23 protein-coding genes are annotated in these 24,828 nt (G+C 72.9%); 21 read left to right on the top strand and 2 right to left on the bottom strand.

Annotated features, from left to right (window positions below; genetic code table 11):
• Positions 1-240 precede the first annotated feature (240 nt).
• Both OG335_RS01495 and OG335_RS01490 read left to right on the top strand, forming a co-directional pair.
• Positions 241-1,254, top strand: coding sequence for a class I SAM-dependent methyltransferase (locus tag OG335_RS01495; RefSeq protein WP_405009115.1), 1,014 nt, complete (start codon positions 241-243; stop codon positions 1,252-1,254).
• Positions 1,255-1,346: 92 nt separating this feature from the next.
• The gene (locus OG335_RS01490; RefSeq protein ID WP_405009114.1) at positions 1,347-1,784 is read left to right on the top strand and encodes an SRPBCC family protein; all 438 of its coding nucleotides are present in this window, start codon (positions 1,347-1,349) and stop codon (positions 1,782-1,784) included.
• 171 nt (positions 1,785-1,955) lie between these two features.
• On the opposite strand, the gene OG335_RS01485 is transcribed toward OG335_RS01490, so the two are convergent.
• Complete coding sequence (locus OG335_RS01485) at positions 1,956-2,360, bottom strand: cupin domain-containing protein (RefSeq protein WP_405009113.1); 405 nt, start codon at positions 2,358-2,360, stop codon at positions 1,956-1,958.
• A gap of 217 nt (positions 2,361-2,577) precedes the next feature.
• Between OG335_RS01485 and OG335_RS01480 the strand changes: the two genes are divergently transcribed.
• The 12 genes from OG335_RS01480 to OG335_RS01425 all read left to right on the top strand — a co-directional run bounded on the left by OG335_RS01480 (position 2,578) and on the right by OG335_RS01425 (position 14,016).
• Positions 2,578-3,141: a carboxymuconolactone decarboxylase family protein gene (locus OG335_RS01480; protein ID WP_405009112.1), complete on the top strand. Its 564-nt coding sequence runs from the start codon at positions 2,578-2,580 to the stop codon at positions 3,139-3,141.
• Positions 3,142-3,179: 38 nt separating this feature from the next.
• Positions 3,180-4,706, top strand: a complete 1,527-nt coding sequence (locus tag OG335_RS01475; RefSeq protein WP_405009111.1) for a sugar ABC transporter ATP-binding protein — start codon at positions 3,180-3,182, stop codon at positions 4,704-4,706.
• Positions 4,703-5,710, top strand: coding sequence for an ABC transporter permease (locus OG335_RS01470; RefSeq protein ID WP_405009110.1), 1,008 nt, complete (start codon positions 4,703-4,705; stop codon positions 5,708-5,710). Before OG335_RS01475 ends, OG335_RS01470 begins: the two co-directional genes overlap by 4 nt.
• 34 nt (positions 5,711-5,744) lie before the next feature.
• On the top strand, positions 5,745-6,698 hold the full coding sequence (locus tag OG335_RS01465) for a sugar ABC transporter substrate-binding protein (RefSeq protein WP_405009109.1): 954 nt from the start codon (positions 5,745-5,747) through the stop codon (positions 6,696-6,698).
• Positions 6,699-6,919: 221 nt separating this feature from the next.
• Positions 6,920-7,831: a LysR substrate-binding domain-containing protein gene (locus OG335_RS01460; protein WP_405009108.1), complete on the top strand. Its 912-nt coding sequence runs from the start codon at positions 6,920-6,922 to the stop codon at positions 7,829-7,831.
• Between the two features lie 233 nt (positions 7,832-8,064).
• Positions 8,065-8,988, top strand: coding sequence for a VOC family protein (locus OG335_RS01455; protein WP_405009107.1), 924 nt, complete (start codon positions 8,065-8,067; stop codon positions 8,986-8,988).
• Between the two features lie 36 nt (positions 8,989-9,024).
• Positions 9,025-10,473 carry an NAD-dependent succinate-semialdehyde dehydrogenase gene (locus tag OG335_RS01450; protein ID WP_405009106.1) on the top strand — a complete coding sequence of 483 codons (1,449 nt, stop codon included), beginning with the start codon at positions 9,025-9,027 and terminating at the stop codon, positions 10,471-10,473.
• Positions 10,474-10,477: 4 nt separating this feature from the next.
• Complete coding sequence (locus OG335_RS01445) at positions 10,478-11,287, top strand: fumarylacetoacetate hydrolase family protein (protein ID WP_405009105.1); 810 nt, start codon at positions 10,478-10,480, stop codon at positions 11,285-11,287.
• Between the two features lie 33 nt (positions 11,288-11,320).
• Positions 11,321-11,692 (top strand): VOC family protein, encoded by a 372-nt coding sequence (locus tag OG335_RS01440; RefSeq protein WP_405009104.1) that lies wholly within the window; start codon positions 11,321-11,323, stop codon positions 11,690-11,692.
• 29 nt (positions 11,693-11,721) lie between these two features.
• Complete coding sequence (locus OG335_RS01435; RefSeq protein ID WP_405009103.1) at positions 11,722-12,510, top strand: alpha/beta fold hydrolase; 789 nt, start codon at positions 11,722-11,724, stop codon at positions 12,508-12,510.
• Positions 12,507-12,980, top strand: a complete 474-nt coding sequence (locus tag OG335_RS01430; protein ID WP_405009102.1) for a heme-binding protein — start codon at positions 12,507-12,509, stop codon at positions 12,978-12,980. The genes OG335_RS01435 and OG335_RS01430 overlap by 4 nt, the downstream gene beginning before the upstream one ends.
• Positions 12,973-14,016, top strand: coding sequence for a methionine synthase II (cobalamin-independent)-like protein (locus OG335_RS01425; protein WP_405009101.1), 1,044 nt, complete (start codon positions 12,973-12,975; stop codon positions 14,014-14,016). The genes OG335_RS01430 and OG335_RS01425 overlap by 8 nt, the downstream gene beginning before the upstream one ends.
• Before the next feature lie 60 nt (positions 14,017-14,076).
• On the opposite strand, the gene OG335_RS01420 is transcribed toward OG335_RS01425, so the two are convergent.
• Positions 14,077-14,364, bottom strand: coding sequence for a putative quinol monooxygenase (locus OG335_RS01420; RefSeq protein ID WP_405009100.1), 288 nt, complete (start codon positions 14,362-14,364; stop codon positions 14,077-14,079).
• Between the two features lie 176 nt (positions 14,365-14,540).
• Between OG335_RS01420 and OG335_RS01415 the strand changes: the two genes are divergently transcribed.
• From OG335_RS01415 to OG335_RS01385, 7 genes are all read left to right on the top strand, one after another.
• Entirely contained in the window at positions 14,541-15,989 is a 1,449-nt protein-coding gene (locus OG335_RS01415) for an aldehyde dehydrogenase family protein (RefSeq protein WP_405009099.1), read from the top strand.
• A 45-nt stretch (positions 15,990-16,034) separates the two neighbouring features.
• The gene (lhgO, locus tag OG335_RS01410) at positions 16,035-17,243 is read left to right on the top strand and encodes an L-2-hydroxyglutarate oxidase (RefSeq protein WP_405009098.1); all 1,209 of its coding nucleotides are present in this window, start codon (positions 16,035-16,037) and stop codon (positions 17,241-17,243) included.
• A 131-nt stretch (positions 17,244-17,374) separates the two neighbouring features.
• Positions 17,375-18,235, top strand: coding sequence for an amidohydrolase family protein (locus OG335_RS01405; protein ID WP_405009097.1), 861 nt, complete (start codon positions 17,375-17,377; stop codon positions 18,233-18,235).
• 13 nt (positions 18,236-18,248) lie between these two features.
• On the top strand, positions 18,249-19,958 hold the full coding sequence (locus OG335_RS01400; protein WP_405009096.1) for a thiamine pyrophosphate-dependent enzyme: 1,710 nt from the start codon (positions 18,249-18,251) through the stop codon (positions 19,956-19,958).
• A 20-nt stretch (positions 19,959-19,978) separates the two neighbouring features.
• Positions 19,979-21,064 carry an Ldh family oxidoreductase gene (locus OG335_RS01395; RefSeq protein WP_405009095.1) on the top strand — a complete coding sequence of 362 codons (1,086 nt, stop codon included), beginning with the start codon at positions 19,979-19,981 and terminating at the stop codon, positions 21,062-21,064.
• A 207-nt stretch (positions 21,065-21,271) separates the two neighbouring features.
• Positions 21,272-22,111 carry a siderophore-interacting protein gene (locus OG335_RS01390; protein WP_405009094.1) on the top strand — a complete coding sequence of 280 codons (840 nt, stop codon included), beginning with the start codon at positions 21,272-21,274 and terminating at the stop codon, positions 22,109-22,111.
• Positions 22,112-22,497: 386 nt separating this feature from the next.
• Entirely contained in the window at positions 22,498-24,792 is a 2,295-nt protein-coding gene (locus tag OG335_RS01385; RefSeq protein ID WP_405009093.1) for an FdhF/YdeP family oxidoreductase, read from the top strand.
• Positions 24,793-24,828: the final 36 nt, after the last annotated feature.

The following is a 24,828-nucleotide window of genomic DNA, read 5'->3' as shown; positions in this document are numbered from 1 at the left end:
TGCCGGAATGTGCCGCGCGGCCCGTCCGGCCCGTGGTACCGGGCCCGCCGAGCAGTGCGCTCGCGCTGCGGCCGGGCGGCCGGGCGTCCGGGCGTCCGGGCGCGGTCGACCGCGGTCGGGGTGCCGTGCGGTACGGGAGCATCGGCGGCGCCTTGCGCATGGCGCCGTCGAATCCGCCGCCTTCTTGCGTCATCGGCAAGAGTGCATGCCTCTGCTGCAAGGTTCTGTAGGGTCGGCCGCATGGCACACCCCGCACCACACGACCCGCACACGCCCGAGTCGCACCGCCCCGGCGCGCCCGCCCACGCCGACGGCCACCACCACGGCCAGGGCCACCACCACGGTCCCGGCCACGACCACGGCCCCGGCCATGACCACGACCACGACCACGGCCCCGGTCACGAGGACGGCCTCGCCGAGATGCTCGACCTCGACGCCGTGGTGTTCGCCCCGTACCTCGCCGCCGTGACCGGCCGGCTCGCCGACCTGGCCGGTGACGCCGTCACCCACGTCGTCGACCTCGGCGCGGGTACCGGCACCGGCACGTTCGCGCTGCTCGAACGCTTTCCCGCGGCCCGGGTGACGGCGGTCGACACCTCGCCCGCGATGCTCGACCGCCTCACCGCGGCCGCCCGCGCGAGGGGCCTCGGCGACCGCGTCCGCACCCTGGAGGCCGACGCCGCGGCCGGCCTGCCCGGCATCACCGACGCCGACCTCGTCTGGGCGTCGGCCTCCCTGCACCACCTGGACGACCCCGCCGCGGGACTCGCCGGGATCCGGGCCGCGCTGCGCCCCGGCGGCCTGCTGGCCGTCGTCGAGATGGACGGGCTGCCGCGCTTCCTGCCGGAGGACGCGCCCGACGCGCCCGGGGAGCCGGGCGACGGGCCCGGGACGAGCGGCCCGGGCCTGGAGGCACGCTGCCGCGAGGTGCTGTCGGTGGTCCACGCCGAGCAGGTGCCGCACCTGGGCGCGGACTGGGGTGCACTGCTGGTGGCGGCAGGTCTTACGGTCGAGGCCGAGCGCACCGAGCAGTTGGAGGTGCGCGCCCCGCTGCCGGCCGGTGCCGGTCTCTACGCGCACCAGGTGCTCGACCGGATCCGCGGCGCCGTCCGCGACCGGGTCGGCCCGGCCGACCTGGACGCCCTCGGGGCCCTCCTCGACGGCGGCCCGCAGGACGTCCGCCACCGCGACGACCTCGTGGTGCGGTCCACGCGCACGCTGTGGGCGGCCCGCCGCCCCGCGGACGGATCCTGAGCCCGACCGGTTCACGGGCTGCCCGGCCGCCGGCTGTCGGTCCCCGGCTGTCGGTCCCCGGCGGCCGGGCCGGCACGGCCTAGGATCGCGGCATGGCGCTCCTGAGGATCACCCGTCGTTCCGCGCTGTCCGGCACCGAGGCCTGGCGCCGGATGACGGACTGGGAGCGCCACGCCGCCCCTGTGCCGTTCACGGTGATCCGGCTGACCGGCGCGTCCCCGCAGGGCGAGGGAGCCGGCTTCACGGCGCGGACCGCCCTCGGGCCGTTCGGCTTCGACGACCCGATGACCGTGACGGCCTGGCAGCCGCCGGAGGCCGACCGGCCGGGGCTGTGCCGGCTGGAGAAGCGCGGGCGCGTGGTGACCGGCTGGGCCGAGATCGAGGTGCGCCCGTACCGGGGAGGGTCGGTCGTGCAGTGGCGCGAGGATCTCCGGGTGGCAGCGCTGCCGCGCCTCCTCGACCGCCCGACCGCCTGGTGCGGGCGACTGGTCTTCCGGCGCGTCATGCGGCACCTGCTCGACCGCGGCTGACGCCGCGGCGCCCGGGCGCGCGTGCGCGGCCCGGTCATGAGGAAACCCTCGACTTCCACGATCGGGATCCTGTGGGGCCGTCTCCGCTGTTCACGGTCGCGGAGAGGAAGCCGGACGGTCCACCGCCGTCCGTTGCCGGGCCGGGGCGGGCCGCTCACGCCCACCGGGGTCTCACGCCATCTGGTCCTGCGCCGACAGGTGCTCGACGGTCACGCCGGTGTCGCTGAACGTCCGGGTCACGGTGCCCGAGGTGTACACCCAGAGGATCCGCAGCGGGGTGGTGCCGACGTTGCGGAAGAGGTGCGGGACCGGCGACGGGATGTAGGTGGTGTCGAACTGCTCCAGGCGGGTCACCTGCCCCTCCACCAGCACTTCCGCCTCGCCCTCCAGGATCGTCACGTGCTCGTCGCAGTTGTGCGAGTGCATGGGGGCGCCGGATCCCACCGGGTACACGCTCATGCCGCTGGTGATCAGGTTCTCGCCGTCCGCGGCCGCGGTGGTGACCAGCGGGGTCGTGACGATCGCCCCGCCGCGGTCGAGCCGGCGGACGACGGCGGCCTTGATGATGACGCTCATGGTGAATCCCTTTCGAGGTCGGTGTCCCGTCCGACGGTAGGTGCCGTCCGGGTGAACGAGGGGGCCCTGGCGTGCAGTTTTACCTTGCATTCCTGGAGGGGTGGATCGCTCCCGGTCCGGAGGTACGGTCAGCAGCCAGCAGACAGATGTTCCACCCGTGTTAACGGATGAGAGACAGGACCCGACCATGAGGCTTCCCGTTCTGGCAGACGAAGAGATGAGCGATCACCAGAAGGAACTCGCCGCGCGGATCGTCGCGCGGCGGGGTGGCGTCCGTGGCCCGTTCCGGGTCTGGCTCCAGAGCCCCGCGCTGTGCGAGCGGGTCGAGTCGCTCGGTGCGTTCGCCCGTTTCGACTGCAGCCTCCCCGAGCACCTGCGCGAACTCACGCTCCTGATGGCGGCCCGCAACTGGGACGCGCAGTACTCGTGGAACGCCCACGTGGCCTCGGCCGTCGAGGCGGGCGTGCCGGAGGCCGTGGTCGAGGCCATCGCGGAGCGCCGCGAGGCGGTCTTCGAGAACGACGGGGACCAGGCGTTCTACCAGTTCTGCAGGGAGGTGCTCGTCGACCACTTCGTGTCGGACGAGACCTTCGCCCGGGCCCACGGCTACTTCGGCTCGCAGGGCCTGGTCGACGCGATCGGCGCCCTCGGCAACTTCACCATGCTCGGGATGTGTCTGAACACCTTCCAGGTGGACCTCCAGGCCGACCGCCGGCCCCCGTTCCCCGACATCCGCGGGTTCGAGCGCGTCTCCGACGGCGGGGACAGGTCCAAGCCGTGACGGCCCGTACCCACCGGCCGTCCGGCGGAGGGTCCCCGGTGCACGCCGGGCCCGCGACGAACCGGGCGGCGACCGCGACGGCGCCCGTGGTCCGGATCCGCGACCTCGGCAAGAGCTTCGGCGGCGCCGCGGCCCTCAAGGGGGTCTCCCTCGACATCCGCCCCGGCGAGGTCCACGCCCTGATGGGCATGAACGGCGCCGGCAAGTCCACCCTCGTCCAGGTGCTGGCCGGCGTGTACCAGGCCGACAGCGGCACCATCGAGATCGACGGACGGCCCCAGCCGGGGCTGTCCGCCCGGCGGGCCCGCCGGCTCGGCATCTCGACGGTGCCCCAGCGCCGCGAGCTCGTGAAGGAACTGACGGTCGCGGAGAACATCCTCCTCGGCGACCTGCCCGCGCCCCACGCGTTCGTGTCCTGGAAGTCCGTGGAGGAGAAGGCCCGCCGGGCCCTCACCGACCTGGGCCTGGACATCGACGTGCGCCGCCCCGCGGGCGGGCTCACCGTGGCCGAGCAGACGATGGTCGAGGTCGCCCGGGAGGTCCGGCGCGGCGGCAGGGTGCTCATCCTGGACGAGCCGACCGCGTGCCTGGGGGCGGACGCGGCCGAGCAGATCCGGCGCCTCGTCCGCACCCTGCGCGACGACGGCATGGCCGTCGTCTACATCTCGCACTACATCGACGAGGTGCTGTCGATCGCCGACCACGTCACCGTCATGCGTGACGGCGCCGTGGTCGACAGCGGCCCCGCCTCGGAGACCGACCCGGCGAAGCTGGTGCGCACCATGGTCGGCCGCGACGTCGTCTCGCACCGGCCGGAGCGCCCGCGGCCCAAGGACGACGTCGCCCTGACCCTGCGCGGCGTGCGGCAGGGCCGGGCCGTCGCGGACTTCTCCGTCGAGGTCCGCAAGGGCGAGATCGTGGGGGTGCTCGGCCCCGCCGGCGACGCGCAGTCGAGGCTGTTCGACGTGCTCTCCGGCCGCCGCCGCCCCGACACCGGGACGATGCTGGTCGACGGCGCCGTGGTGCCGTTCGGCCGGATCTCCCGCTCGCTCGCCAGCGGCTTGCGCTGCGTGACGGGCGACCGCCGGGCCCTCGGCCTCATCCCGGACCTCTCCGTGGACGAGAACCTCATGCTGGCCACCGACCGGCTGTCGCGGCGCCGCCTGCAGCGCTGGTCGGACCTGGCGAGGCGGGCGAGCCCGCTCCGCGAGGCGTACCGGGTGAGGACGCTGACCCGCGACCCCGCGGTCGGCGGACTGTCGGGCGGCAACCAGCAGAAGGTGCTGCTCGCCAAGTGGCTGGAGACCTCACCGGTCGCCGTCTTCCTCGAAGACCCCACCAACGGCGTGGACGTGGCGGCCATGGCCGACATCCACGCCCTGGTCGACGACCTCGCCTCCCGCGGCGTGGCCGTCCTGCTCGCGTCGTCCTCCGCCGAGGAGGTCATGCGGCTGGCCGACCGGGTGATCGTCGTCAGCGCCGGCCGCGTGGTCGCCGAGCACGACGTCACCGCCATCACGCGCGACGAACTCGTCGCCGCCGCCCTCAAAGGACAACCCCGATGAGCATCACCGCGCCCCCGGAGAAGCCCGCCGCCAAGGGCCCCGCGCAAGACTCCCCGTCGCACGGCCCGCTGCGGGTGCTGCGCGGCCTCCCGCACACCGGCCTGTTCGCCGTGCTGATCGTCGTCGTCACGGTCGCCACCCTGGAGACCGACTCGTTCGCGAGCTCCACCAACCTGGTCAACATCCTCCGGCAGGTCAGCGTGGTCGCGGTCATCGCCGCCGGTCTCACGCTGCTCATGACCGCGGGCGGGATGGACTTCTCGATGGGCGGCACCGCCGCCGTGGTGACGGCCGTCGCGGCGCAGCTCCTGGCGGACGGCACGTCCCCGACGGTCACGGTCGTGCTGTCGATGCTCCTGGCGACCGCCATCGGCCTGATCAACGGCGCCGTGGTGACCTACACCAACGTGGCACCCTTCGTGGCGACCCTCGCATCGGCCACCCTGCTCGACGGCGTCGCCCTCCTGGTGCTGGACGGACACAGCGTCTCCATCGGGACGCACCTCTCGACGCTCGGCAACGAGTCGACCCTCGGCCTGCCGAACCTCCTGATCGCGGCCGTCCTCGTGATGGCGGTGACCGCCGTGGCCATGAAGTTCACCGTCTTCGGCCGCGACGCCTTCGCCATCGGCGGCAACGAGCACGTCGCCAGGCTCAGCGGCATCAACGTCGCCTGGCACAAGATGGCGCTCTACGGCCTGACGGGCGCCCTCGCCGGACTCGCCGGCCTGATGCTCCTCTCCCGGCTCGGGGCCAGCAGCCCCGGCACGGGTGGCCTCACCCTCCAGCTCACCGCCGTCGCCGCGGTGGTCATCGGCGGCACGTCGCTGGCCGGCGGGCACGGCACCGTGGTCGGCACCGTGCTCGGCGTCGTCCTGCTCGGCGTCGTCGCCAACGCGCTCAACCTGCTCCAGGTGTCGAGCTACTTCCAGCAGATCTCGGTCGGCGGTGTCCTCCTCGTGGCGGCCGTCGCCAACCAGCTCCACCGCTCCTCCCGACGCTGACCCCTCCCTCACACGCTCGGAAAGGCACTCACCCATGCCTCAGTTCCCCCACCTCCGCAGAGTCGCGGCGGCGGCCTCGATCACCGGCCTCGCCCTCTCCCTGGCCGCCTGCACCTCCGGGTCGGGCAGCGGAAGCTCCGCGGACGGCACGGTCACGATCGGGTTCGTCAACGGCGGCGACACCGAGTTCCACACCTGCCTCCAGAAGTCCGTCGAGGCCACGGCGACCGGCAGCAAGGTCAAGCTCTACACGGCGAACTCCCACCAGAACCCCGGCACCGAGCTGTCCAACATCGAGGACATGATCTCGCGGAACGTCGACGCGCTCATCGTCCAGACGGTGAACGTCGACGCCCTGAAGGGCGACATAGCCAAGGCCAGGGCGGCGAAGATCCCGATCTTCCTCACCTCGGTCGTCACCGACGACCCCACGGAGATCCTCGGTGCGGTCGTCGTCGATCTCACCAAGGTGGGACAATTGGATGCCGACTGGGTGGCCGAGGACGCCGCCGGCAAGGCGGCCGAGGTCGGCATCATCGCCGGCGCACCGGGTGCCGCGTCCGACCTGCTCACGTCGGGCTTCAGCAAGCAGCTCCCGTCGAACGCCAGGGTCGTGGCGAACCAGCCCGGCATGTTCAACGCCGCGAAGGCCCAGGACGTCGCCGAGAACATGATCCAGGCGCACCCCGACCTGGCGTACGCGTTCGTGGCGAACGAGGAGATGGCCTTCGGCGCGCGCAAGGCCTTCGCCGCCGCCGGCAAGAACGTCAAGATCGTGACGGTCAACGGCACCGAGCAGGGCCTCGCGGCCGTCAAGGACGGACGGTTCTCGGCCACCGTCGCCAACTCCGCCATGACCACCGGCCGACTGGCGATCGACAACAGCCTGAACCTGCTCCGCAAGGGCGGCGCCGACAAGATCGCGAAGACCCCGATCACGCTCATCACCAAGGAGAACCTGGCCGAAGCCCCCCGCTACTGCCCCTGACACCCACCCGCTCCCGGATACGCGCCGCCCGGTCCACCGGTGCGGCGCGCACCGCGTGCACCCGGTGGAACCCGACCGCCCGCGCCGGCCGGAACCCACCCCGCCGCCCGGCCGTTACCCCGATCCGCACCCCTGCGCGCACCGCGCACCCGTGCACCCGCACCAACCGCGCCCGCCGCGGCCCGGACACCCTCCGGCGCCCCGGGGGGCCAGGAGGAACCATGGACCGTCTGCTTCTCATGCGCAGCTTCGTCACCGTCGCCGACGTCGGCAGTTTCAGCGGGGCGGCCAAGCTCCTGAGTTCCTCCGGGTCGCTCGTGTCGCGCCACGTGGCCGAGCTGGAGCGGCAGATCGGGGTACGGCTGGTCAACCGCACCGCCCGCTCGGTGAGCCTCACCGGCCCCGGCCTGCGGTACGCCGAGTTCGCCGGCCGTATCCTCCAGGAGATCGAGGCGGAGGACTCCGAGATCGCCCACCTCCACGACCGGGCCGAGGGGTCGCTCAATATCATCTGCCCGAAATGGATCGGCAGTCTCGATCTCGGGGAGGCCATTGCGGCGTTTTCCGCGGCCCATCCGAAAATCCAGATCAGATTCGAGCTGGGAGGAATGTCGGACCGCACCTACGACTTCCTCGACAGCGGATTCGACGTGGCATTCCACACCCGCGACCTCCGGGATTCCAGCGTCCGGCTGAAGAAGATCGCCTCCCTGCCGTTCGTGCTCTGCGCGTCGGCCGGCTACCTGGAGGAGCACGGCACCCTGGAGCACCCCAACGACCTGGCGTCCCACGACTGCCTGATCCACGTCAACGACCCGGTCTGGCGGATCGGCCACGGCCACGCGAGCACCCTGCACAAGATCCGCAACGTCGCGTTCTCGTCCAACTCGTACCTCGCCCTGCAGAAGGCCGCCGTGCACGGCCGCGGCATCGCGCTGCTGCCCCAGCGGCCGGCCTACGACGACCTCGTCTCCGGCGCCCTGCAGGTGCTGCTGCCCGAGCTGGCCGTGCCCGACCGGCCGCTCTACGCCATCTACGGGCCCGGCCAGGAGACCCCCCGCAAGATCACCGTCTTCCTGGACTTCCTCACGCGCTGGTTCTCCGAGAACCCGATCCCGGCGATCTCCCGCTGACCCGCGCCCGGCCGCGGCCACGCCCTCGCCGCCTCCCCGGCCGCCCCTTCGCCGTCCCCGGGGCGGCCGCGGCCGGGCGCCCGCCCGCGGATGCGGAACGCGACCCGCCCTGCAACACATGCTTGCGGAACGCGTGCCGCGCGACCGCCGAAACCCGGGCGCCCGAAGATTACGATCACATCAGCCGTCGGGCCGCACACCTGCGGCGGACCGGTCCGCGAAATGAGGAGTCCATGGGAATCCAGAGAATCGAATCGGTGACGTACGGCGTCGACGACCTCGATCGGTGCGTGCGTTTCTTCGAGGACTTCGGCCTGGCACTCGTCGGCCGGGACGACCGGCGCGCCACCTTCGAGACCCTCGTCGGGCAGACCCTCCACCTCGACACCGAGCCGGACCCGTCGCTGCCGCCGGCCCTGGAGCCGGGGCCGACCCTGCGCGAGGTCGTCTGGGGCGTCGACACCCGGGAGGAACTGGAGACGCTGACCGCTCTCGTGGCCGTCGACCGCGAGGTCACCGTCGACGCCGACGGCACCCGGCACACCGCCGACGAGACCGGCTTCGGCCTCGGCCTCGCCCTGGCGAAGCCCCGCCCGCTGCCCGAGCCCGCCGTCCGCACCCCGAACGTCTCGGGCGGCGTGCGACGGTGGAACGAATCCCTGAGCTCCGTCGGCCGGGTCCGGCCGCTGCGCATGTGCCACGTCGCCCTGAACATCCCGAAGGCCGGCCGGGAGGAGGCGGTGGCGTTCTACCTCGACCGCCTCGGCTTCCGGGCCACCGACATCGTCAAGCCGATGGGCACCTTCATGCAGTGCGAGGGCGACGACGACCAGCACAACTTCCTGCTGTGCCACCGGCCCGACCGCGCCGGGCACAACCACGTCTCGTTCGAGGTCCCCGGCTTCGACGACGTGATCGAGGGCGGCAACCACATGATCGCCCAGGGCTGGCAGGAAGCCCGCAGGCTCGGCCGCCACACCGTCGGCTCCAACGTCTTCCGCTTCGTCCACGCGCCGTGCGGCGGCCGGGTCGAGTACGCGGCCGACATGGACCGCGTCGACGACTCGTACGGGACCCGGGTGCACGAGACGACGCCCCCGCACCACATCTGGACCCTGCGCAGCTCCCGCGACACGCCGGACGACTCCCACTCCTGACACCCACCCGCCGAGCGTGAGAGGCCACACACCCCCATGACGACCGACCACGGTTACCCCGCACTCCGCCTGTACATCGCCGGCGAGTGGTGCGAGGGCGAGACCGGACGCACCACCGAGGTGGTCAACCCGGCCACCGAACAGGTGATCGGCCACGTGCCGCTGGCCACCACCGCCGACCTCGACCGGGCCGCCGCCGCGGCCGCCGCCGGGTTCGAGACCTGGCGCAGCACCCCGATCGCGCAGCGCACCGCCATCCTGCACCGCGCCGCCGACCTGCTGGTCTCCCGCGCCGCCGAGGTCGGCCGGATCATGACCCTGGAACAGGGCAAGCCGCTGGCCGAGGCCGCCAACGAGGCCCGGCGCGTCGCCGGAGCGCTGCGCTGGGACGCCGACGACGCCCGCCGCGCCTACGGCCGGGTGATCCCCTCCGAGGACGGCACCCTGCTCTCCGTGCGCCGCCACCCCATCGGGCCGGTCGCCGCCTTCACCCCGTGGAACTTCCCGGCCGGCTCGCCGATGCGCAAGATCGCCGCCGCGCTCTCGGCGGGCTGCTCCATCGTCATCAAGGCCTCCGAGGAGACCCCGGGCACCGCCTGCGAGCTCGTCCGCTGCTTCGCGGACGCGGGCCTGCCCGCCGGGGTGCTCAACCTCGTCTTCGGCGAGCCCGCCGAGGTCTCCGCCCACCTCATCGCCCACCCGGCGACCCGCCTCGTCGCGTTCACCGGCTCCGTGCCCGTCGGCAAGCTCCTCGCCGCCGCGTCCGGCGCGCAGATGAAGCCCTCCATCATGGAGCTCGGCGGCCACGCCCCGGTCATCGTCTGCGCCGACGCCGACCCGGTGACCGCGGCCCGCCGCGCCGCCGCCGCGAAGTTCGCCAACGCCGGCCAGGTCTGCACCTCGCCCAGCCGCTTCCTCGTCCACGAGAGCCTCGTCGAGGCCTTCACCGAGGAGTTCGTGCGGGCCGCGGAGGCAGCCGTCGTCGGCGACGGCCTCGACGAGGGCGTCACCATGGGCCCGCTCGCCAACGAGCGGCGCCTCACCGCGATCGAGGCCCTGGTCGCCGACGCCGTCGCCCGCGGCGCCAAGGTCCTCACCGGCGGCAGCCGCCTCGACCGGCCCGGCTACTACTACCCGCCGACCGTCCTCACCGACGTGCCGGACGACGCCGCGCTGATGACGGACGAGCCGTTCGGCCCGATCGCCCCGATCGTGCCGTTCACCGACCTCGACGAGGCGCTGCGCATCGCCAACGCGCTGCCCTACGGCCTGGCCGCGTACGGCTTCACCCGCTCCACGGCGACGGCCGAGCGCCTCACCCGCGAGCTGGAGGCGGGCATCCTCTCCATCAACCACTGCGGCGGCTCGGTGCACGAGGCGCCGTCCGGCGGCGTGAAGTCCAGCGGCTACGGCCGCGAGGGCGGGCCGGAGGGGCTGGACGCCTACCTGGTCACCAAGCGCGTCTCCCACCTGCTGACGGACTGAGCCGGTGCGATACACCCGTGTCTCGGTCGACGGGGCGCCCGTCTGGGGCCGTGTCGAGGGCGACGACGTGCACCTGCTCTCCGGATCGCCCCTCGACGGCGACCCGTCCGTCACCGGCAGCGTGCCGGCCGCCACGGCGGTCTGGCTGCCGGTCGTCGTCCCGCCGGTCTTCTACGCCGTCGGGATGAACTACCGGCGGCACATCGAGCACGCGCGCGCCCTCGGCGACCCCAACGGCGTGGTGCCCACCCGCCCCGAGGTCGGCTACCGCGCCAACAACGCGCTCACCGGCCACACCGCGCCCATCGTGAAGCCGGCCGGCGTCGAGGGCCGGTTCGAGGCCGAGCCCGAACTCGTCGCCGTCATCGGCCGCACCCTGCGGAACGCCACGTACGAGGAGGCCCGCGCGGCCGTCCTCGGCTGGACGATCGGCAACGACGTCAGCGCGCGCACCTGGCAGCACCGGGACCGCACGTTCTGGCGGAGCAAGAACAGCGACACGTTCAAGCCCATGGGCCCGTGGATCGAGACCGACGTCGACGCGCTGGCCCAGACGACCACCCTGCGGGTCAACGGCGAGGTCCGGGCGGAGTTCGCCACCGGCGACATGGTCTTCGACCCGTACGACTACATCGTCGAGATCACCCGCCACAACACGATGCACCCCGGCGACGTGCTGTGGATGGGGGCCGAGTCGGCCTGCCAGATCGAGCCGGGCGACACCGTCGAGGTCGGGATCAGCGGCATCGGCGTCCTCTCCAACCCCGTCCTGGCGGAGCCGGCGCCCCTGCGGTCCGGCTCCGCCCGGCCCTGAGACAACCCCGCGACGAAGCGAAAGGCGACAGCCGTGAGCAAGGAACCCCGCTACATCCACCACGTCAACTTCCCCACCACCGACCCCGAGCGGACCAGGGAGTGGTACACCAAGGTCTTCGGGATGCGGCACATCCAGGCCAAGAGCAACACCCGCGTGCTGCTGATGACCCGCGGCAACTTCGACCTGCACTTCACGCCGGTCGAGGAGATGGACCGCATGGCGCCGTACCACTTCGCCGTCGAGGTCGACGACTGGGACGACTTCCTCGCGCACCTCAAGGAGCTGGGGATCCGGCACACCCGCCCGATCGAGCGGCCCGAGAACCAGTCGAAGTTCTGCTACATCCACGACCCGGACCACACCATGATCGAGCTGGTGTTCCACGGCAAGCGCCCCTCCTGACCCCCACCCGCACCACGCAAGGAGCACCCATGGCCCGCGCCGACTCCGGCGGTACCTCCATCTACTACGAGCGCCACGGCAGCGGCCCGGCGATCATGTTCGTGCACGGCTCGGGCGGGCACCACGCCGCCTGGTGGCACCAGGTCGCCACGCTCAGCCGGGACTTCACGGTCGTGACGGTCGACCTGAGGGGCTTCGGCAACTCCGACTCCTCCATGCCCGAGTTCGACGGCCAGGACTTCCCCGGCGACCTCATCGCCGTCCTCGACCAGGAGGACCTGACCGACGTGATGGTCGTCGGACAGTCCATCGGCGCCGTCGCCGCGCTGCGCGCCGGCCTCAGCCGCCCCGACCGCATCAGCATGGCCGTCCTCGCGCACTCCCTCGGCGGCATCTCCGACCCGGAACTGACCCCGCTGGTGGACGCCGACCGCGCCGAGGCCGTCAAGCTGCCGGTGATCGACCGCCTGCTCAGCAGGAGGTTCCAGCGGGAGCAGCCGGAGAAGACCTTCCTGTTCCGGCAGATGGGCACCTTCAACGTCGCCACCATGCAGGACCTGCGCAACCTCAGCGCCAACGGCCCGACCATCGCCGAGATCGCGGCCTCCCCCGTGCAGGTCGCGTTCCTCGCCGGCGAGAAGGACGCGGTCATCAGCGTCAGGACCGTCGAGCGGGCCCACGAGATGGTCGAGGGCTCCGTCCTGAAGGTCATCCCGAACGCGCCGCACTCGATGTACTGGGAGACCCCGGCGCTCTTCAACGCGGCCGTCACCGTGCTGCGCAACGAACTCACCGCCCGGAAGGCAGCCACCGCATGACCCTCTCCTCCGCAGCAGCCGAAGAGATCATCACCGCGTGTCTCGCACGCGGCCAGGAGATCGGCAAGGCGTTCAGCATCGCCGTCGTCGACGCCGGCGGCTTCGTGCTGAGCGTGCGCCGCTCGGACGGCGCCCGCCCGCTCACCCCGGACATCGCCCGCGCCAAGGCGTTCAGCGCCGCGGTCATGCAGCGCCCGACGAAGATGCTCCACGGCTGGGCCGAGAGCAACCCGGTGTTCTTCTCGCAGCTCTCCCAGATGACGACGTACCCCATCGTCGCCACCGAGGGCGGCGTCACCATCAAGCGCGACGGCGAGATCCTCGGCGGCCTGGGCGTCTCCGGCGGCACCGGCGACGAGGACCAGCAGGTCTGCGACGACGTGCTGGCGGCGCTCGGCTACGAGCTGGAGTTCGCCGCCTGGGCCGGCGCGAAGCAGGCGGACGCGAAGAAGGCGGAGAAGAATGGCTGACACGTACAAGTTCCGCATCGACCACCACGGCGGGCTCGTCCGCCCGCCGGAGGTGCTGGCGGCCCGTGAGAAGCACGCCGCGGGCGGGCTCGGCGCCGCGGAGCTCCGCGAGGTCGAACGCCTGGCCGTGGTCGACGCGGTGGCGCTGCAGCGCAAGCTGCGGCTGTCCGTCGTCACCGACGGCGAGTACCGCCGGGCCGACTTCCGCAGCGCCGTCCTCGACGCCGTGTCGGGCTTCCGCCGCACCGGCGGGACGGTCGACGGGATGGACCGCTGGATCGCCGACGGCGACCCGAAGGCGGTGCGGCCACTGGTCGCCGACGACGCCGTGGAGCTCGCCGGGCTGACCGTCATCGCCGCGAAGGCGACCCTGCCCGCGCCGTCCTACCTCGCCGCGCAGTGCTTCGAGGCGGGCACCGGCCCGGCGAGCGCCCGCGAGCTCGGCGAGGCCCTCGCCGCGATCGTCCGCGAGGAGATCGAGCAGCTCGTCGCGCGTGGCATCCGCTACGTCCAGCTCACCAACCCGGACTACGCCCGGGACCTCGACGCCGCCGCCGACGCCGGCCGCACCGCGCTGTCCTTCGAGGACGCGCTCGCCGTCGACGCGCTGGCCGTCGGCCTGGCCTCGAAGCCGGACGACGTCCGCATCGGGCTCTGCCCGGTCTGGACGGCCCCGGCCGAGGTCGACCGCGCCGCCGCCGAGCGGCTGTACGCCGCCGTGCCGGTCGACCGGTGGATCCTGCCGTACACCACCGGATCGGCGGGCGAGACGGCACTGCTGGCCGGCGTGCCCGTCGAACGGGACGTCTGCCTCGGCATCGTGGACGCGACCCTCCCCGGGCTGGAGGACATCGACGCGATCATGGCGCGGATGGACGTCGTCGCCGACCTCAAGGACATCGAGGACGTCGCGGTGAGCCCGGACCGCAGCTTCTCGTCCGTCGCCGGGGTGGCGGCCCTCACCGCCGACCAGCAGCGGCGCAAGCTCATCCACGTGGAGACCGTCGCCCGCATGTGCTGGGGCAACGAGCTGTGACGGAGCACCGGGAAGGGCACGAGGCCCTTCCCGGTGCCGCAGGACCGTCCTGAGGCCGGGTCAGAGCACCTCGGCGAAGGTGACGGTGCGCTCCACGAGCACCGGCCGCACCCGGCCCAGGATCAGCTCGGCGAAGTGGTCGGCGGCCGCGTGCGCGTCGAACGCGGCACGGTCGGCGTACTGCTCGTACAGCACGAACGCGCCCGGCTGCGCGGTGTCCTCGTGCACGACGTACGCGAGGTTGCCGGGCTCCGCGAGCGTGTGCTTGCGCATGTCCAGCAGGGCCGAGCGGACGGCCGGCCCGTCCGCGGGCTCGCAGCGGTAACGGGCGATGACGGCGAATGCCACGGTGTTCTTCCTCCTTGGTCGGTGACGGCTCGGGGCGGTGCCGATTCCAGCACGGATCGGGCACGTCCGGCCGTGCGCGGTGCGCAAGCTATGTCTGCCGCCGCAGGTCTGGCCCGCTCGCCGCGGATGCGGTGTCGTCGTCACCACACACACCACCGACGGGAGAAACGATTCCGATGCGCAGCTTGGAGACGCTGTCAGGCGGGCAGTGGGTGACGACCGGCGAGTGGCTGCCGGTCCACGACCCGGCCGACCTCCGCACCCCGGTCGCCCGGGTCCCGGCGCTGGGCGCCGCGGACGTCACCCGGATCCACGACCACGCGGCGGCCGGCTTCGACGTCTGGCGGCGCACCAGCCCCTTCGACCGGGCCCGCGTCCTCTTCGAGACCGCGCGGCTGCTGCGGGAGCGGGCCGACGGCATCGCCGCCGACGTCGTCGCCGAGAACGGCAAGACCTTCAAGGAGGCGAGCGGCGAGGTGCAGAAGGCCGCCGACTTCTTCGAGTACTACGCCGGGATCGCCCGGGACGGCTACGGCACCCTCGTCCACGACGCCCGGCCCGACACCCGCACGAGCTTCCACGGCGAGCCGATCGGCGTCGTCCTCGCCATCACCCCGTGGAACGACCCGCTGCTCACGCCGGCCCGCAAGCTGGCGCCCGCCCTGGCGGCCGGCAACGCGGTCGTCCTGAAGCCGGCCTCCGAGACCCCGCTGTCGGGCCTCCTGCTGGCCCGGGCCCTGCACGACGCGGGCCTGCCCGCCGGTGTGCTCGGCGTGGTGACCGGCCGGGTGGGCCGGATCTCGGACGCCCTGACCGGCGACCCCCGGATCGCCGCCGTCACCTTCACCGGCAGCAACGCGGTGGGGGAGGGGCTGCGCCGCTCGCTCGCCGACCGCAACGTCCGCTTCCAGGGCGAGCTGGGCGGCAAGAACGCCACCGTCGTGCTCGCCGACGCCGACCTGGACAAGGCCGTCGGCGCGCTCCTCGTGGCGTCGTTCGGCCAGACCGGCCAGCGCTGCACCGCTACCAGCCGGGTGCTCGTCGAGCGGTCGGTGTACCGGGAGTTCACCGACCTGCTGCTCGCCGCCGTCGCCGCGCTGCGGATCGGTCCGGGCGGCGAGGACACGACCGTCGTCGGCCCGCTGTCGAGCAGCGGCCACCGGGACGGCGTCCTCGCGGACATCGCCCGTGCGGTGAAGGAGGGGGCGACCGTGCTGGCCGGCGGCGGCGTGCCCGAGGGCGAGGCGCACGCGCACGGCTGCTACGTCGTGCCCACCGTCCTGGGCGACGTGACCCGGGAGATGGCGATCTGGCGGGAGGAGGTCTTCGGCCCGGTCGTCGTCGTGCGGCCGGTCGACGGCCTCGACGAGGCCCTCGCGGAGGTCAACGACTCCGACTACGGGCTCGCCGCCGCGCTCTTCACCCGCGACCTGGGGGCCGCGCACCGGTTCGCCGAGGCGGCCGACTGCGGCCAGGTCGCGGTGAACACCACCACCTCCGGCTGGGACGTCCACCACCCCTTCGGCGGTTTCCGCGCCTCCGGATCCGCCTTCAAGGAGCAGGGCGGCGAGGCCCTGCGCTTCTACACCCGCGTCAAGACCGTCGCCTTCCACTTCGGTCCGTGACCGGCCGCACCACCGCCCACCGCACCCCAGGAACGGAGCACCACCATGGCTGACGAGACGATCGGCATCATCGGTGCCGGTATCGTCGGCCTCGCCGTCGGCCGCGAACTCGCGCACCGGCGACCGGGCACCCGCATCGTGGTCCTGGAGAAGGAGCCCGACGTGGCCCTCCACCAGACCGGCCACAACTCCGGCGTCGTGCACGCCGGCATCTACTACAAGCCCGGCAGCCTCAAGGCGCAGCTGTGCACCCGGGGCAGGGACCTGCTGCGCGCGTACTGCGCGGACCGCGCGCTGCCGTACGAGGAGAGCGGCAAGCTCGTCGTGGCGGTGAACGCCGACGACGTGGCCCGGCTCGACAGGCTGGAGGTGACGGCCGCCGAGAACGCCGTGCCCGGCCTGCGGCGGGTCTCCGCCGCCGAGATCCGCGAGATCGAGCCGTTCGCCACCGGACTCGCCGCCCTGCACTCCCCGCGGACGGCGATCACCGACTACGGGCGGATCGCCAGGTCCTTCGCGCAGGACATCGCCGACTCCGGCGGCGAGGTGAGGCTGGGCTTCCCGGTGACCCGGGTCGGCCGGGTCACCGGCGGCCTGGAGGTCGCCTCGGGGGAGCGGACCGTCCGCGTCGACCGGCTCGTCGTCTGCGCCGGCCTGCACGCCGACACGGTGTCGCGGCTCGCGGAGGACCGTGCGGAGCCGCGCATCATCCCGTTCCGCGGCGAGTACATGCGCGTGTCGGACGAGAAGGCGCACATGGTGCGGAGCCTCGTCTACCCGGTGCCCGACCCGCGGTACCCCTTCCTCGGCGTGCACTTCACCCGGCGCGTCACGGGGGAGGTGGAAGTGGGGCCCAACGCCGTCCTGGCGTACGCCAGGGAGGGCTACACGCGCTCCCGCGTCGACCCGCGCGAACTCCTGCGGATGGCCGCCTGGCCGGGCAGCTGGCACATGGCGCGACAGCACTGGCGCACCGGTGTGCGGGAGATGCGCGGCTCGTTCTTCACGTCCGTCTACATGAGGGCCGCGGCCGACTACGTGCCGGACATCGGGCCGAAGGACGTCGCGCGGACGAAGAACGGGGTCCGTGCGCAGGCCCTGGACCGCGACGGCAGCCTCGTCGACGACTTCCGCATCCACCGGCTGGGCGCCGTCACGACCGTCCGGAACGCGCCCTCACCCGCGGCGACGTCCAGCATGGCGATCGCCGAGTACGTCTCCGACGTCGTGCTCGGCGAGCGCGACGCGTCCTGACGCCGGGCGGGCGGAAGACGCCCTGACGTGCAACAGATGCTTGCACGCCGGGATCTCCGCAAGACCCCCGACCAGCCCTAACGTCTATTCCACACCCCACCACCGCACCACCCGAACGAAAGAGGCCCACCATGTTCGTGGTCGACACCCAGATCCACATCTGGAAGGAAGAGTCCGCCGACCGCCCCTGGGTTCCCGGCGCACGTGAGCGGATCCGCCTCAACGGCCACCGCGAGGACCCCTTCTCCTACGAGGAGGCGCTGGAGCTGATGGACGAGGCCGGCGTCAACCGGGCGCTGATCCTCCCGCCGTCCTGGGAGGGCGACCGCATCGACTACGCCCTGGAGGCGTGCGAGGCCCACCCGGACCGCTTCGGCATCATGGCGCGCATCCCGCAGAACAAGCCCGAGGAGGGCACGGCCATGCTGCGGGACTTCGCCCAGAACCCGCACGTCAAGGGCACCCGGCTGACCTTCCACCGCCCGCAGGACCGCAACTGGATGATCGACGGCACCAACGACTGGTACTGGCCGGTCGCCGAGGAACTGCGGGTGCCCACCATGGTGCACGCCCCGGTGTGGAAGGCCGAGCTCGGCCGGATCGCCGCGAAGCACCCCGACCTGAAGATCATCATCGACCACATGGGCATCATGGCCCGCTGCGTCGACGACGCGATCGGCTACTGGGCGGAGGAGACCGCCGACCTGCACAAGCACCCGAACATCTACGTCAAGGTGTCGGCGCTGCCCGGCTACTCCACCGAGCCCTTCCCGAACAAGAACATCGAGAAGTACGTGCGGGCGATGGTCGACAAGATGGGCCCGGAGCGCTGCTTCTACGGCACCGACATCACCCGCCTGCTGGGTCACGGCATCACCTACACCGACACGATCGAGCAGTTCACCAAGCACTGGGACTTCACCCCCGAAGAGCTGGAGTGGATGATGGGCCGCGGCATCTGCGAGGTCCTCGACTGGCCGGCCCAGGGCTGAGGCAGGCACCGAGATGACGGACACCAGCAACACGCCAGGCGCCGACGGCGGTGACGCCGTCGTCTCCGCCTTCAACGCCGTCGGCGCCGACTACCTCTTCTGTTCCTCCGGGTCCGAATGGGCCCCGGTGTGGGAGTCCCTGGCCCGGCGTCACCGCGACGGTGACCCGGCGCCGGACTACCTCGACCTCACCCACGAGACCGTGGCGGTCGGCATGGCCACCGGGTACGGCCTCGTCACCCGGCGCCCGCAGGGCGTGCTCCTGCACGCCGCCCCCGGGCTGCTGCAGGGCTCGATGGCCGTGCACGGCGCCCTGCTCGCCGGCGTCCCGATGGTGGTCACCTCCTCGGAGTCGAGCACCTACGGCGACGGCCCCGGGCAGGACCCGGGCGGCCAGTGGTACCGGAACCTGTCGATCGTGGGCGGGCCGCAGGGCATCGCCCGGCCGTTCACCAAGTGGGCCACCGAGGCCGCCAGCGTCCACACCCTGCCGACCATGATCACCCGGTCGGCGGAGCTGGCCTGGCGGGCACCCGCGGGCCCCGCGTACCTGAACATCCCGCTGGAGATCCTCCTGGAGGACTGGGACGGGCGCGAGGCCAAGCCGATCGTCCGCCCGGGCTCCACGCACAGCTCGCCCGAGGAGGTCGACCCCGTCGCGGAGATGATCCGCGAGGCGAGGAACCCCGTGATCGTCACGGAGACGGCCGGCCGCGAGGCCGGCGGCTTCGAGGCGCTCGTGGCCTTCGCCGAGGCGTGGAACATCCCGGTCGTCGAACCCGACTCGGCGGTGTGCGGCAACTTCCCGCGGAACCACCCGCTGCACGCCGGCAGCGACATCGGGCCCTGGATGGACGAGGCCGACCTCATCCTGCTGGTCAACTGCCGCGTCCCGTTCTACCCGCCGAGCCGCAAGCCCTCGAAGGCCCGGATCGTCGTCATCGACGAGGTGCCGCAGCGCCCGCACGTCGTCTACCAGGTGCTGTTCGCGGACAGGTACCTGGAGGGGAACGTCACCAACACGCTGCGCCAGCTCGCCCGGCGGGCGGCGAACCTCGACACGGCCGCCGTCGCCGTGCGCCGCACGGCGCAGGACGAGCGGTACGCGGCGGAGCAGGCCGCCATCGTCCGCGCCGAGGCGAAGGCCGCGGAGAGCGAGGGCGTCGACCCGGTGCTCGTCGCCGCGACACTGCGCCGGCTGCTCGACGGCAGGGACGGCATCGTGGTCGACGAGACGATCACGCACAGCCGGGTCGTCAAGCGCCACGTGCAGACGTCCACCCCCGACTCGTACTTCTACGTGCAGGGCGGACTCGGCCAGGGCATCGCCGTGGCGCTCGGCGTCAAGCTCGCCTCGGGGGAGCGCCCGGTGGTGCTCACCATCGGCGACGGCGCGTTCGCCTACAACCCGGTCATCCAGTCGTACGACGCCGCCAAGGCGTACGGACTGCCGGTGCTGATCGTGGTGTTCAACAACCGTGTCTACAAGTCGATGAACCTCAACCACCGCAGGTTCTACCCCGACGGCGCGGCGGCCGAGACCGGCGAATGGCTCGGCACCGACCTGCACCGCCTGCCCCGGCTCGCGGCGTTCGCCGAGCCGTTCGGCATGCACACCGAGACGGTCGACACGACCGACGCGCTCGTGCCCGCGCTGGAGCGCGCGCTCAAGGCGGTCGCCGAGGGTACCACCGCCGTCGTCGACGTCCTCGTCACCCGCTGACCCAGGAGGCTTCCGCCACCATGTCCGACACCCCCACCCCCAAGCCGGGGAAGGTCGTCGTCCCCGCCGAGGACCTCCGCACCTTCTCCGCCGCCCTCCTCGAGAAGGGAGGGCTGAGCGCGGACGACGCCCGCACCACCGCCGACGTGTTCGTCTGGGCCGCCCGGCGGGGCGTCGAGTCGCACGGCATCGCCCGCGTGCCGGCCTACCTCGACCTCCTCGCCAAGGGCGTCGCCAACGCCGCCGCGCAGATCACGGTCGAGTCGTCCACACCGGCCGCCGCCGTGCTGGACGCGGACCGCGCGCCCGGCCCGGTGGCGCTGACCGCCGCCGCCGACGAGGCGGTGACCCGCGCCCGGACGAACGGCATCGCCGCCGTCGGTGTGCGCCGCACCGTGCACACCGGCGCCATCGGCTACTACGTGTCCCGGATCGCCGAGCAGGGCCTCGTCGGCATCGGCTACGTCGCCGGAATGCCGAACATGGGCTACACCGGCGCCAGGGGCGCGGCCGTGGCCACCAGCCCGCTCGCCATCGCCGTGCCGGCCGCCGACCACGCCCCGCTGCTGCTGGACATGGCCACCGCGACCGTCGCGCTCGGCAGGATCCGGCAGGCCAGGGCCAGCGGCACGGCGCTGCCCGAGGGCGCCGCGGCCACCGAGGACGGCACCCCCACCACCGACCCGGAGAAGGCGGTCATGCCGCTGCCGCTGGGCGGCGCCAAGGGGTCGGGCATGTCGCTCGCCTTCGAGCTGCTGACCAGTGTGCTCGTCGGCGCGCCCATCTTCTCGTCCTTCCACTCGGACGACCCGCAGGGGCGCAAGCACCGGCAGAACGCCCTGCTGATCGCGCTGGACCCGGCGGCGTTCGGCGACACGGGCATCTTCACGGCGGACGTCGACGCGACGCTCGCCGCGGTGAAGAACCTGACCCCGGCGGACGGTGCGGCGGGCGTCTTCTACCCCGGCGAGCGCAGTGCCGCGGTGGCCGCGGAGCGCGACCGCGCCGGGGTGCCGGTGGCACCGAAGGTGTGGAGCGAACTCCTGGCCAAGGCCGAGGAGTTCGGCATCACCCCGCCCGCGGCCGGTATCCCCGCCGGCCGCTAGCGGGGGAGCGGTCGGCGCCGCTCCCGGGGCCCGGCCCCCGCCGGCCGGCAGGTGCTCCCCTGCCGGCCGGGCCGGGTCGGCCGCCCCGGCGCGCCCGGGCGGCGCCGTCCTCGCCGCCCGCCGTCCCCGCCGCCCCCGGCGGCCCGACGCATCGACGGCCGCAAGTGGTAAGTTAGTGAGCCTAAGTAATTGATGCGAGGGAGAGCCATGGCAGAGCGACCGGACCGCAGGCCCCGCAAGCCGCACACCGCACAGGTCATCCGCACCGAACGACTGACCCCGCACATGCAGCGCGTGGTCCTCGGCGGCGAAGGGCTCGCCGCCTTCACGGCGGGCACCTCCACCGACCACTACATCAAACTGCTGTTCCCGGCCGAAGGGGTGACCTACCCCGAGCCCTTCGACATGGAGCAGATCCGCGCCGAGTTCCCGCGCGAGCAGTGGCCCACCACCCGCACCTACACGGTGCGCGCCTGGAACGCCGAACAGCGCGAACTCGTCGTCGACTTCGTCCTCCACGGCGACGAGGGCCTCGCCGGTCCCTGGGCACTGCGCGCCCGCCCCGGCGACACCATCCGCTTCAACGGCCCCGGCGGCGGATACACCCCCGACCCCGCCGCCGACTGGCACCTGCTGGCCGGCGACGAGAGCGCCCTGCCCGCCATCGCCGCAGCCCTCGAAGCGCTGCCCGACGGCGCAGCCGTCCACGCCTTCGTCGAGGTCGACGGGCCCGACGAGGAGCAGAAGACCGACTCCCGGGCACACGTCGTCTGGCTCCACCGCGGCGACCGGCCGGTCGGCGAGGCCCTCGTCGAAGCCGTCCGCGGCCTCGACTTCCCCCAGGGCCGGGTGCACGCCTTCGTCCACGGCGAGGCCGGCTTCGTGAAGGAGCTGCGCCGCCACCTGCGGACCGAACGCCGGATCCCGCTCGAAGACCTGTCCATCTCCGGATACTGGCGCCTCGGCCACAACGAGGACGGCTGGCAGGCCTCCAAGCGGCAGTGGAACGCTCAGGTCGAGGCGGAGCAGGAGACCGCCACGTCCTGAGGGGCGGCCACCGGGACGCACCCCCGCAGCCGCCCGCCCGCCCGCACCGCCGGCCCTCGCGGCACCGGCGGTGCGGGACCGGCCCCCGTACCGGGCCCGTACGCCCCCCGTACCGGGCCCTCGTACGGGGCCCCCCGTACCGGGCCCGTACGCCCCCCGCACAGCCCCGCACACCCCCCTCGACCACCTGCCGCACCCTCACCGCCCGCCGGTCCCGCGCCCGGACAGCCACGGGACCGGCGGGCAACACCCCGCCGCGCAGGCGCCGCAGACCGCCCTGGTGCCCGTTCCGATCCCGCCGGGCACCAGGGCGCCCCACCCGGCCTCCCCTCGCCGCCGCACCGCCGGACGGCACCCGGCAGCAGCAGAACGGAAGGAACGGGGCCATGAGCGCCACCGACGACGACCCGACGGACGACCTGACGGTCACCCCGCCGAAGACCTGGGCCACCGGCCTGCCCGCCGTCACCCACGCCCTCGGCTACGCCCTCGGACAGACCACCGTCCGCCGTACCGCCCTCACCCTGCTGACGGTCAACCAGACCGGCGGCACCGACTGTCCCGGCTGCGCCTGGCCGGACCCGGGACCCGCCGACCGCCACCGCAACGAGTACTGCGAGAACGGCGCCAAGCACATCGCCGACGAGGCCACCTCCCGCCGCGTCACCCGCGAGTTCTTCCGCCGCCACTCCGTCGCCGAGCTCGGCGCGAAGTCCGACCTGTGGCTCAACCAGCAGGGCCGGCTCACCGAACCCATGGTCAAGCGGTCCGGCGCCGAGCACTACGAGCCGATCGGCTGGGACGAGGCCCTCGGGCTCCTCGCCACCGAGCTCAACGCCCTCGACTCGCCCGACCAGGCCCTCTTCTACACCTCCGGGCGCCTCAACAACGAGGCCGCGTTCCTCCTCCAGCTCCTCGCCCGCGCCTACGGCACCAACAACCTGCCCGACTGCTCCAACCTGTGCCACGAGTCGAGCGGCTCCGCCCTCAACGAGACCCTGGGCGTCGGCAAGGGCAGTGTCACCCTCGACGACATCCACCACAGCGACCTCGTGTTCGTCGTCGGGCAGAACCCCGGCACCAACCACCCGCGGATGCTCTCCGCCCTGGAGGAGACCAAGCGCAACGGCGGCCGGGTCATCGCCGTGAACCCACTCCCCGAAGCCGGCCTCATGCGGTTCAAGCACCCGCAGAAGGCCCGTGGCATCCTCGGCCGCGGCACCGCCATCGCCGACCGGTTCCTCCAGATCCGGCCCGGCGGCGACCTCGCCCTCTTCCAGGCACTCAACCGCCTCCTCCTCGAAGCCGAGGACGCCGCCCCCGGCACCGTGCTCGACCACGCGTTCGTGGAGGAGCACAGCACCGGCTTCGACGCGTTCGCGGCCCACGCCCGCACCATCGGCTGGGACGACGTCCTCGCCGCCACCGGACTCCGCCGCGAGGAGATCGAGGACGTGCACCGGCAGGTCCTCGCCAGCCGCAGCGTCATCGTCTGCTGGGCGATGGGGCTGACCCAGCACAAGCACGGCGTGCCCACCATCCGCGAGGTCGTCAACTTCCTCCTGCTGCGCGGCAACATCGGCCGCCCCGGCGCGGGCGTCTGCCCGGTGCGCGGCCACAGCAACGTCCAGGGCGACCGGACGATGGGCATCTGGGAACGCATGCCGCAGCCGTTCCTCGACGCTCTGGGCCGGGAGTTCGGCTTCACCCCGCCGACCGCCCACGGCCTCGACTCGGTCGACGGCATCAGGGCCATGCTCGACGGACGCGCCACCGTCTTCCTCGGTGTCGCCGGCAACTTCGTCCGGGCCAGCCCGGACAGCGACGCCACCGAACGCGCGATGCGGCGCTGCCGCCTCACCGCCCACATCTCGACCAAGCTCAACCGCTCGCACACCGTCTGCGGCGACACCGCACTGATCCTGCCCACCCTCGGCCGCAGCGACCGCGACGTGCAGTCCGCCGGCGAGCAGTTCGTCACCGTCGAGGACTCCATGAGCGAGGTGCACGTCTCCCGCGGCCGCCTCGCACCGGCCTCCGACCACCTCCTCAGCGAGGTCGCGATCATCGCCCGGCTGGCCCGCCGCACCCTCGGCGACACCCCCCGCATCCCGTGGGAGGAGTTCGAGGCCGACTACGGCACCGTCCGCGACCGGATCGCCCGCGTCGTCCCGGGGTTCGAGGACTTCAACACCCGCGTCGCCGCCCCCGGCGGCTTCCGCCTCCCCAACCCCGTCGACGCGCGCGTCTTCCGCACCCCGAGCGGCCGGGCCGTCTTCACCCGCAACGAGTTCACCATGCTCCGGGCACCCGCCGGACACCTCGTGCTGCAGACCCTGCGCTCCCACGACCAGTGGAACACCGTGCCGTACGCCATGGACGACCGCTACCGCGGCATCCACCACGCCCGCCGCGTCGTGCTCGTCAACCCCGCCGACCTGGAGGCGCTGAACCTCGCCGACCGCGCCGAGGTCGACCTCGTCGGCGTCTGGCACGACGGCGTCGAACGGCGCGCCCGGGGCTTCCGCGTGGTCGCCTACCCCACGCCGCCCGGCTCCGCCGCCGCCTACTACCCGGAGACCAACGTCCTCGTACCGCTGGACAGCGTCGCCGACATCAGCAACACCCCCACCTCCAAAGGCATCGTCGTCCGGCTGGAGCCGGCGGCCGCCGGAGGCTGACGGCACCGCGCCCCGCCCGGGGGCCCGGCCGCACAG

Source organism: Kitasatospora sp. NBC_01539 (assembly GCF_045040525.1).
Classification (GTDB): domain Bacteria; phylum Actinomycetota; class Actinomycetes; order Streptomycetales; family Streptomycetaceae; genus Kitasatospora.
The sequence above is the reverse complement of the archived record's forward strand: the minus strand, read 5'-3'. Positions and strand labels throughout refer to the sequence as shown.